The sequence below is a fragment of the Streptomyces sp. FH025 genome, assembly GCF_017427025.1.
In the GTDB taxonomy this organism is placed as follows: domain Bacteria; phylum Actinomycetota; class Actinomycetes; order Streptomycetales; family Streptomycetaceae; genus Kitasatospora.
Map to the genome: position 1 here is coordinate 1 of NZ_JAFLNG010000255.1, position 9,873 is coordinate 9,873.

Sequence of the window (9,873 nt, forward strand, 5' to 3'; positions counted from 1 at the left end):
GCGTACGCGATGCCGATGGTGAGCGCCACCAGGGCGGCGCCGATCCCGCCGATCAGCACCTTGTGCTGGCCGAGCGGACCGCGCGCGGACTGCTCGGCCGCCCGTCTCGCGGCTCGTCCTCCGACGGGCTCGGACCCGGCCGGGGTGAGGTCGAACGGAACGTCCCCGGCCTCGGCCGGGGGCGGCGGCACCGGCGCCGACGGGTACCCGCCCGGTCCGGTCGGCGGTCCGGCCGGCGGTACGGGCGGCAGCACGGTGGTGGCGTACGCGTCGGCGTCCGGACCGAGCGGCGGCGGCACCGGGGGCAGCACGGTGGTGGCGTAGGCGTCCGCGTCCGGTCCGAGCGGCGGCTGCGCGGACGCAGGCACCGGCGGCTGGCCCGGGGCGACCGGCGGCAGGACGGCGGTCTCGAACGGGTCGACCGGCGGGGCCTGCGTCGGCGGTTGATCGGCGACCTGGTCGGCCGACTGCGGCACGTACGGGCGGACCAGCGGCGGGCCCTCGACGTGCGGGAGGACGGCGGTCTCGGTGAGGCTCGGGTCCGGGACGCAGCCGCACCCGGTCGAGCGTGCGGTGCCGCACGTCGGGCAGTGCTGGTCCGGCATCGGCCGGCCTCCTCGGTGTCGCGGACGGGTCGCGGTGGCTCCCGGGCCGGTCCCGGGCGCACGGTCGCGCCTGATTATGCAGGACGGCTCCGGAGGTGGACAGGGGCGTCCGGGCCCGGCGGTGGTGTTGTGCCGGTTGGTGGCGGTTGGCTCCCGGAGAACGGTCGGCGTCCGGCGGATGTCCCCGGCGCTTACGTTCGGCTCAACCGGGCGGCGCGAACCGGGACATATCTGCCAGCATGGTGAGCTGGGGGTGATCATCCGCACGGGCCCCGGTGGTGGCGGCCCGCGACCCTACGGAGACGCCATGACGGACCCGCTCGCCGCGTCCGACCGGACCCCTGCGGCCCCTCCCGGCCCGCCGGAGTCCACCGTCCCCAACCTCTGGGTGCCGATCGGCGCCCTGCTGCTGGCGATGCTGCTCGCCGCCCTCGACCAGACCATCGTCTCCACCGCGCTGCCCACCATCGTCAGCGACCTCGGCGGGCTGGAGCACCTGTCCTGGGTGGTCACCGCCTACCTGCTGGCCTCCACCGCCGCCACCCCGCTGTGGGGCAAGCTCGGCGACATGTACGGCCGGAAGCGCTTCTTCCAGGCCTCCATCGTGATCTTCCTGCTCGGCTCGGTGCTGTGCGGAATCGCCCGGAACATGGGCGAGTTGATCGCCTTCCGGGCTCTCCAGGGCCTCGGGGGCGGCGGCCTGATCGTGCTCACCCAGGCGATCGTCGGCGACCTCGTCCCGCCCCGGGACCGGGGCAGGTACCAGGGTCTCTTCGGTGCCGTCTTCGGCGTCACCAGCGTGCTCGGGCCGCTGCTCGGCGGGCTGTTCGTCGACCACCTCAGCTGGCGCTGGGTCTTCTACATCAACCTGCCGATCGGCGTCGTCGCCCTGGTGGTGATCGCCGCCGTGCTGCACGGCCTGGACGTCCGGCGCGAGCACCGCATCGACTACCTGGGCACCGTGCTGATCGCCGCCGTCGCCACCTGTCTGGTGCTGATGACCTCGCTCGGCGGCACCACCTGGGCCTGGAGCTCCTGGCAGATCGTCGGCCTGGGCATGCTCGGGCTGGTGCTGCTGCTCGCCTTCGTCGAGGTCGAGCGCACGGCCCCGGAACCCGTCCTGCCGCTGCGGCTGTTCCGCTCGCGGACCTTCAGCCTGGTCGCGGTGATCTCCTTCGTCGTCGGCTTCGCGATGTTCGGAGCGCTCACCTACCTGCCGACCTTCCTCCAGGTCGTCCGGCAGGTCTCGCCGACCCTGTCCGGCATCCACATGCTGCCGATGGTGCTCGGCATGCTGCTCACCTCGATCGGCTCAGGACAGATCGTCGCCAGGACCGGTCACTACCGGATCTTCCCGATCGCGGGCACGGCCGTCACCACGGTCGGACTGCTGCTGCTCTCCCGGCTGACCGAGCACACCGGCACGGCCGAGATGAGCCTCTACTTCCTGGTCTTCGGCCTCGGCCTGGGCCTGGTGATGCAGGTGCTGGTGCTGATCGTGCAGAACTCGGTCGACTACCAGGACCTCGGCGTGGCCACCGCGGGCGCCACCTTCTTCCGCTCCATCGGGGCCTCCTTCGGCGTCTCCGTCTTCGGGACGATCTTCGCCGGCGGACTGCGCGGCCGACTCGCGGACGCCCTGGCCGGGCTGCCGCTGCCACCCGGCTTCCGGCCGGAGACGATCACCTCCGACCCCCGGCTGATCAGCCGGCTCCCGGCCGCCGCCCAGGCCGCGGTCCACCACGCCTACGCCGAGTCGATCACCCGGGTGTTCCTGTACGCCGTGCCCGTCGCGGCGGTCGCCTTCGTCCTGTCCCTGTTCCTGCGCGAACAGAAGCTGCGCTCCACCGTGACCGCGCCCGACCTCGGCGAGTCCATCGGGTGCAACCCGGTGCAGCGCACCTCGCTGGACGAGATCTCCCGCGCGCTCACGGCACTGAGCACCCGGGAGGCCCGGCGCAACCTCTTCCGGCGGATCACCGCCACCGCCGGGCTCGACCTGCTGCCCGCCTCCAGCTGGCTGCTGCTCCAGATCCACCACCACGGCTCCGTCGAGCCGGCCGAACTCGCCGAACGGCGGATCATCCCGATCGCGGTCATCGAGGAGGCGGTGCGGGAGGTGGAGGGCCGCGGCCTCGCCGCCCGCAGCGGCGGCCTGCCGCTGCGGCTCACCGAACCGGGGGAGAAGGCGGCGCTGCGCCTGGTCGACGCCCGGCGCACCCAGCTCGCCGAGCTGCTGGGGGACTGGGACGACCAGCAGCACGCCGAACTCGCCGACCTGCTCACCCGGCTCAGCTCCACCCTCTGCGCCGACCTGCGGGACCGGCCGGACCCCCCGATCGGGCCCGAGCCGCCGTACCGGGGGGAGGGGCGGTCCTTCTGACCGCCTCCACAAGGTTCCTGCTGACATCGCGACGGCCGAGGGTTCGCCCTCGGCCGTCGCCGCTCGGTGTGCTCGGCTACTGCTCGTCCTCAAGGTCGTCCCGCAGGTCGTCCAGGTTCTGCTGGCCCTGCTGCTGCGCCTGCGAGGCCTTCTGCTGGGCCTCGTCCTGCTGCTGCGGATCCTTCTGGCCGAGGCGCTGCTTGGCCTCCTCCTCCGCCTGCTGCGCCTTGTCCCTGAACTTGTCACCGATACCCATGACCGCTCCTACATTTCTCGGGTTTGGGTCTAGAACCAGGCTTGCACTCCCGCTCCCGCCCTGCATGTCGGCCATCCACTACCGGCCGTGACCGACTCACCGGGGATCACCGGAGCCGCCCGCCGTGAGGTGTAGGAGACTGCTGCCCGTACGCATCAACCGGGCCGACGGTCGCACCCGCGACCCCGGCGGAGCAGAAGGAGCGGCATGTCCGTCGTCAAGATCAACGTGCTGACGGTTCCGGCCGAGCAGCGCGAGGTGCTGGAGCAGCGCTTCGCCTCGCGCGCCCACGCGGTGGAGAACTCGGACGGCTTCGAGTGGTTCGAGCTGCTCCGCCCGGTCGAGGGCACCGACCAGTACCTCGTCTACACCCGCTGGCGCAGCGAGGAGGACTTCAAGGCCTGGATGGAGGGCCCGATGAAGGCGGCCCACCAGCACGGCGGCGAGGGCGAGGCCCCGAAGCGACCGGCCGCCTCCGGCTCGACGCTGTGGTCCTTCGAGGTCGTCCAGTCGGCGGGCCCGAAGGCCTGACCCGGTGAACAGGGGCCGCCCGCCCGGAGGTGCACACCCTCCGGGCGGGCGGCGCGCTTGCGGCTGTGCTCAGCAGGAGGTGACGGGACGCATGCTCAGCATGGTTCCCGTCGGTACGGACGCCATGGCGTTGCCGGGGGTCGCCTGGCGGATCAGGATCTGGTGCTGATCCGCCGAAGCCAGCTCACCGCATGTCTCTCCGAGCGGCGTCGTGACCCTGACGAGGTTCGCGTTCTTGGTCTGCGTGGTCGTCCAGGTGACGGCCACGGCACCCACGATCAGTATCAGTCCGAGCACGCAGCAGGCCGATGCGCGCGCCAGCGCCTTGGTCACCCGGGCTGCTTCCCGTTCGGTCCACCGACGCAGCGCCTGCCCTCCGAGGAGGATCTCGGGCTCGGGAGCACCGTGGGCCGATCGCATCGCGAGAAGCGAGCCGATGACGAGCAGCGCGAACGCTCCCACGAGCAGTCCGGTGGCCACGAACCGCGCCCATTCCGGCAGATCGGCCAGATTGTCACGGCCTTTCAGCAAGGCCAGTACGGTGAGCAGCGCGGTCAGTCCGGTCAGCCCGGTCCGCCAGCCCTCGGCCTGCCGGCGGAGTTCCGACAGACGTGTGAACTCGAGTTCGCGCGCCAGCTCGGCCCAGCGGCGGTCGGAACGGGCGCTCACGGTTGGACTCTCCAACTACCGCCGCAGCCGATGAAATGGGAGTCCGCGGGCAGTTCGGGATGGGCATGTCCGCATTCGCAGAAGTGGACCTCGCCGACCAGGGGCTCGGGCTCGTCCGTCCTTTCCCTTCGCCCGATGAGCAGGTCGACGATCCCCTTGCTGCCGACTCCGGGAATTCCCCGAGGGATTTCCGTCTCGGTCCGGCCGTGACAGCGCGGGCAGGTGCCGCTCACGATGACTCCGCGACCATCGGCAGTCGTACGTTGGCTGAATCCCGGGGAGTCGAGGACGCCGAGGTCCTCTTCCGCATAGGGCTTGTCGAGGTCGTGCGATGGTTGCTGCGTCAATTCCGATCCCGTGTTTCGGATTCCGATGGAAGTTCCAGGCCGAAGAGTTCCGCGTAGTTCCCGAGCCGTTCTCGAACCCACTCGGGCGACTCTCCGACCCCCGCGCCCGCGAAGGCGAGTCGTTCCCGCGTCACCTCGCCGTTCACCGCCGGGAGCATGCCGTTGAGGCCTTCGGAGAGGATCGTCAGGTCCTGCCAGGTCGGAACGGTGTCGGGGATGCCGGTCATCGGGGAAGTCGCCGGCTCCAGCGGGAGGTAGGGCGTCATGCGCTGCCAGGTGCGGATCACCGGCTCGCCGAGTCGACCGGCGACGCTGACGAGGTCGAGCGGGCCGATGGGCTCGTCCTGCCCGGACACCCGGCACGTCGGATCGAGTGCCTCCATGTCCTGCTCGGTCGGTACCTCTTCGGGCAATACGGCGATGGCCTCGGCGGTGAGCTCGGGTATCAGCGCGCCGATCGCCCGCAAGGGGGCCAGCAGCTCGAACGCGGCGCGTGCGCCGACGTTCTTCGCGCGGGCGTAGCCGATGAGGCGCGCCGGGGTGAGGCGGGTCCAGCGGGGACTCTCGAACCACTCGTCGTATTCCTCGTCGTCGCCGAAGTCGATCAGTGCGTGGATCTCGTCCCAGGTCGGCCGGAAGTTCTTCAGATCGTCGCTCAGGTCGGGGGCCAGGAGGTCCGCTTCGAGGCCCAGGCGGCGGGATTCTTTGGCTGCCGTCTTCCACAGGACCGAGAGCTTCTGCCTCAGCTGCTGGCATCCGGTGAACAGCACCTCCGAACTCGGTAGGACGGGGTAGTCCGAGCCATCGAAGGACGGGTCGCGACCGGAGAAGGCGTATCGGCTCGGTAGCGGGAGGTCCTCCCAGGCCCGCAAAAGCTGGCCGGCGTTCGGGATGCTGACACCGGCGGCACGCAACTCGTCCACAGCGTCGGCGAGTTCGGTCCATGGCATCTCGTAGTGATGGGCGAATGCGAGGTCGCGAAGGGAGATTCCGCCCTCCAAGCGAAGTCCCACGTTGTGCAACCAGGCGACGACTGATCCGGTTCCCTCCTCAGGGATCTGGCCGCGCCCGGCCGACCCGGCCGCGTACCGGCGCTGGTGGGCAAGCCGCAGCCGCTCCGCCTCCCGAGCGAGGAGCTTCTCCGCCTTGCGCAGGGAGATTCCCAGCTCTGCGGCCAGGTCGATCGTGGCGGCCCAGGGAAGCATCGCGCTGCCGTCAGAGGTCGGGACGACGTAGCGCCGGAGCACCTCCTCCAGCTCCAGCGGAACATCGGCCCATAGCGCGGTGAGGGTGACGTCGGGGATCGGCCGTCCGAGCCAGGAGAACCGGGAGGCACGCCACCAGGCATCCGCGAGGCCGATGTCGAGAGTTTCGGCAACGGTGGATATGTCCCAAGGGTGGGCCACTGGCCGCCACGTCCGCTCGTCGGCCCGAACGTAGAGCAGCGCGAGGTCGTCCCTGTCGCAGACGTGCTTGCGGTGGTATTCCGGTACCTCACCGAGTGGACGGGGGAGGAACGGGGCGTATCGTGCGCAGGCCTCGGCCAACTCTCCGAGCTCCCGGCCGCCCGTTGAGGAGGCGCGGACGATGCCGCTGAGGTCCGACGGCGGGTGTTGGTAGCCCGTCCCCGGGCGGTTCTGGGTCTGTCGATTGGTACGGGCATGGATGTCCGGCCGGTCGGAGGGGCGTAGTCCCTCCAGGATCACCGAGTCGAGGTGTGTCGGCTTCCAGTCGAGGGAGCCCTCGCGTACGGCGGGCCCGGCCAGCGAAGCGTGTGCGACTCGCAGCCCGCGGGCCGCGCGGAGCACCTCTGCCGGTGTGGTGCCCTGGGTGTGGGCCAAGGAGACCACGGTGCGCCAGTCCCTGGTGTCCTCCGTGGCTACGTCGGCCCAGCCTGGTTCGGGTACCGGGTGACCTGCCGGTGAGATCGATGCGTGGGGCCCTCCTGGCGGACGCATGCGCAGCACCGTGGATCGCCAGGGGCGGACGGCGGCCTGGACGGCCCGTTCGCCGTGGTCATTGCGGTGCCTGTCGCCCAGCCACTGGTCGATGCTGAACCACCCGACCTTGTCCAGGTCGACCGAGTCTCGGAATCCATTCCTGATCCGGACCCCATGGCCGCGCCATTCCTTCCAGATCGTCCTGGCCGCCGGAAGGTTCCGGGTTTCCAGACGGTGGAGCCAGGCGAGGTCCAACTCGGGCCAGTTCGCGAGGACGTGGGCTCCGAGCCGCCACTGCTCTGTCCTCCAGGCTTTGTCGTAGCGCTCCAGCTTCTTGCGGTTGACGCTCAGTTCACCGGCGTGCGGCCCGGTCAGATTGAGGACGTAGCCGAAAGGACGGACATCGGTGACGATGCCGTCGCAGAGGACCGCGCCGGTGTCCTTGACCCACCACAGGGTGCCCGGCACGGCCTCGACAGCCGCCTCCGACTCGATGCTCTGTGAACCCGCCACGGCCTGGAGGACGCCCGGCTGCCACACGTGGCCGTATCCGTCCGCACTCCGCGCCTCGATCCTGAACTCGCTGACCTGAACCAGTGATTGCAGGATCGACACGCACGCCGCGCCCGGTAGGTCGTACGGGTTGCGCAGATAGAGCCGGACGCGGGTGCCGCCTTCGGGAAGGTTCTCGTCGTGCTGCCCGTCATCCTCCTGGACGCGGAAGAGGCTGCCACTGCTCGGCACCTCCACGCGCAACGCTCTGCGGGCTGATCGACCCTCCTGATCGACCGGTCGAGTGGTGATCGTCATCTCCTCGGCGAGCATGAAGTAGCTGAAGACGCCGATGCCGAAACGACTGTTCGGGTAGAGCCGGAGAGAGCGGTCATGTCGGAGCCAAGCCGCCTGCTCGCGCCTGAAGGCGCGATCTTGTTCGAAGCGGCGGCCCGCCCGGGTGAACGTGCTGGTGAGCTGATCGACCGTCATTCCGACGCCGTTGTCCACGCACTCGACGTAGCGGCCTCGGTCGTCAGAGCCGGTGGTGATCCGGATCGCGCCGGACCACGCCGGGAGTTGTCGACCCGTGCTCTTGAGGTATCGCAGGCGCATCTCCCGGTAGCGGCAGGCGTCCATGGCGTTCTGATACATCTCGCGCAGCGCGAGGTTTCGCTCGCCGTCGTAGAGCTTCTCTCCCATCAGCAGTCGGCGAACCTCTGTCTGCGCCAGCGAGAACCGCAACAGTGGTACGTCGTAGGCGCGTCGGCCCCCGGTTTCAGCCGGGCGCAGTCGACGGTCGGTCGCCCGGGCCGGCAACCCGGCCAAGAGCAGCGCATCGCGTGAGGCCATCGAGCGAGCTGCGTCACGCAGTGTCTGGCTCAGCTCGTCGACGTCCTCCACAACGGCACTCAGCGTGGCGTGCACCGCAGGGTGTGGGCATACGGTGTCGAGATGCAGGCTCCTCGGTTCGCCGTTGCGGTCCTCGGTGTCCCAGACGGCCTCCCGCAACACCTCGATGACTTCTTGTGGTCGTACGGAGTCCGACACGGCCAGGTGCTCGGCGAGAACGTCGGGCAGGGTACGGACATCGAAGGCCAACAGGCCGGCCAGGCGCAGGAGTGCCGCGAGCGGGCGGATCCGAAGTTCCTGGGGCCGGCCGGGGGTGGCGTGCCGGTCCGGGATCGCGGTAGCGCCATCGGAAGGCAGCCCGAGGGTGAGGCCGGCAGCGACCAACTGAAGGGCCGAGGACAACTCGTGGACACGTCCGGTGCGACCGGCCGAGGTCGATGGATCGACTTCCAGTAGCTGGGAGGCGAACCTGGTGGCCCGCTCGGCCGGTATCGGACGGTCATCGGTCTCGAAGCGGTCGGCGATCCAGCGGTGCGTCAACCACAGGGCAACCGCCTGCTTCTCCTCCGGCGGATCGTCGTACCACAGGTGGAACCGGGAGAGCTTCTCGGCGATCTGTGCGTGGTGTTTGACGATCTGCTCGTAGTGGGACCGAAGGGCGTCGCCGTCGTCCAGGTGCCCCACGAAGTGCGGGGACACCCCCTTCGCCTGATTGAGCCGGTCGGCCCAGGCCGCTTCGTGCAGGAAGACTCCGGCTATCAGCGAGGTGACCTCCAGGGCCGACAACTCGGCGTCGTCGGCCAGCAACTGCGGCAGACGGTTCCGCAGCAGCCGGACCGGGAAGTCGTCATCGGCCCAGGGGTCGGTCAGGCTCGTCTGGGCCAGGTGGACGTGGCGTGCGGTTTCGGCGGCGAGGGTGGACAGTTGCTGCTGGAAACGTGTCACGAGGCTCGCTTGGGAGGCCGGTACCCGGCCCCAGAGTTCGGGGGCGTGGACAGCCTCGCGCCAGGATTCGAGGAGCCGTCTGCTCGGGGCGACGACCGTCTGCCGGGTTTCCTCCTCCAGATCCCTGCCGTAGTGGATCCGGACCTTCTGCGGGCCCGCCCGGTGGCGCAGCGCCAGTTCGCGGGTGCGCCGGGCGGCCGTCTGGTGGATCTGCTCCACGGTGGCGGCCTCGGTCAGTGGCCCGAAGGCCTCGGCGAGCGCCCGGGTGAAGAAACTGCCGGTGTCCGTGTAGCCGCAGCGCTGCCCGGGTTCGCACCCGGTCATGACGGCGAAGCCGCCGTGGGCCGGGCCCCTGGTGACACCGCTGCCGAAGACCACCGGGCCGCTGTCCTCGGGTGAGCGGCAGGCGTCGATCAGCCACAGGACGGTTCCGGTGGTGCAGCCGGACAGGTACTTGCTGATGTCCGCGTCGAGCAGGGACTCGGTGATGTGCGGTCGCTCCCAGGCCGCGGGATCATCGTCGGCGGGGGCGAGGGCGTCGGCGGGCAGCAGGTAGTCGGTGTCGCGGATCCGGACGCCGTGTCCGGAGAAGTACAGCAGCAGAGTGCTTCCGGCAGGGGCGTCCTGTGCGATCCGGGTGATGCGGTCGGCGATGTCGTTGCGGGTCGGGTCCCGCAGCGTTTCGACGTCGTAACCGGCGTCGGTAAGGGCCTCGCCCAGTTCGTGCAGGTCTGCGGTGACCGCGCTCTGCAACGGGGGGAAGCGATGCGCTGCGGCCGGGGTTTCGCCGACCCCGATCAGCAAGGCCTTGTGCGTTCCTTCGTCCACGGATCTGCCCCTCCCTTGAGCGTGC

At 70.1% G+C, this 9,873-nt stretch carries 5 protein-coding genes and 1 pseudogene; 2 read left to right on the forward strand and 4 right to left on the reverse strand.

What is annotated here, in order from left to right; all coding sequences use genetic code 11:
* A pseudogene (locus tag J0670_RS19070) lies at nucleotides 1–605 on the reverse strand (hypothetical protein); the annotation flags it as partial.
* Nucleotides 606–912: 307 nt separating this feature from the next.
* On the opposite strand from J0670_RS19070, the gene J0670_RS19075 reads away from it, so the two are divergent.
* The gene (locus J0670_RS19075) at nucleotides 913–2,988 is read left to right on the forward strand and encodes an MFS transporter (protein ID WP_243437224.1); all 2,076 of its coding nucleotides are present in this window, start codon (nucleotides 913–915) and stop codon (nucleotides 2,986–2,988) included.
* Nucleotides 2,989–3,064: 76 nt separating this feature from the next.
* Here the strand turns inward: J0670_RS19075 and J0670_RS19080 are convergent, their stop codons facing one another.
* Nucleotides 3,065–3,244 (reverse strand): hypothetical protein, encoded by a 180-nt coding sequence (locus J0670_RS19080; RefSeq protein ID WP_207812830.1) that lies wholly within the window; start codon nucleotides 3,242–3,244, stop codon nucleotides 3,065–3,067.
* Nucleotides 3,245–3,451: 207 nt separating this feature from the next.
* On the opposite strand from J0670_RS19080, the gene J0670_RS19085 reads away from it, so the two are divergent.
* Complete coding sequence (locus J0670_RS19085; RefSeq protein ID WP_207812831.1) at nucleotides 3,452–3,775, forward strand: antibiotic biosynthesis monooxygenase; 324 nt, start codon at nucleotides 3,452–3,454, stop codon at nucleotides 3,773–3,775.
* A gap of 69 nt (nucleotides 3,776–3,844) precedes the next feature.
* Here J0670_RS19085 and J0670_RS19090 read toward each other — a convergent pair whose 3' ends face one another.
* Nucleotides 3,845–4,444, reverse strand: a complete 600-nt coding sequence (locus J0670_RS19090) for a hypothetical protein (RefSeq protein ID WP_207812832.1) — start codon at nucleotides 4,442–4,444, stop codon at nucleotides 3,845–3,847.
* Between the two features lie 343 nt (nucleotides 4,445–4,787).
* A complete protein-coding gene (locus tag J0670_RS19095; protein ID WP_207812833.1) occupies nucleotides 4,788–9,848 on the reverse strand; it encodes a caspase family protein in 5,061 nt (1,686 codons plus the stop codon).
* Nucleotides 9,849–9,873 lie beyond the last annotated feature (25 nt).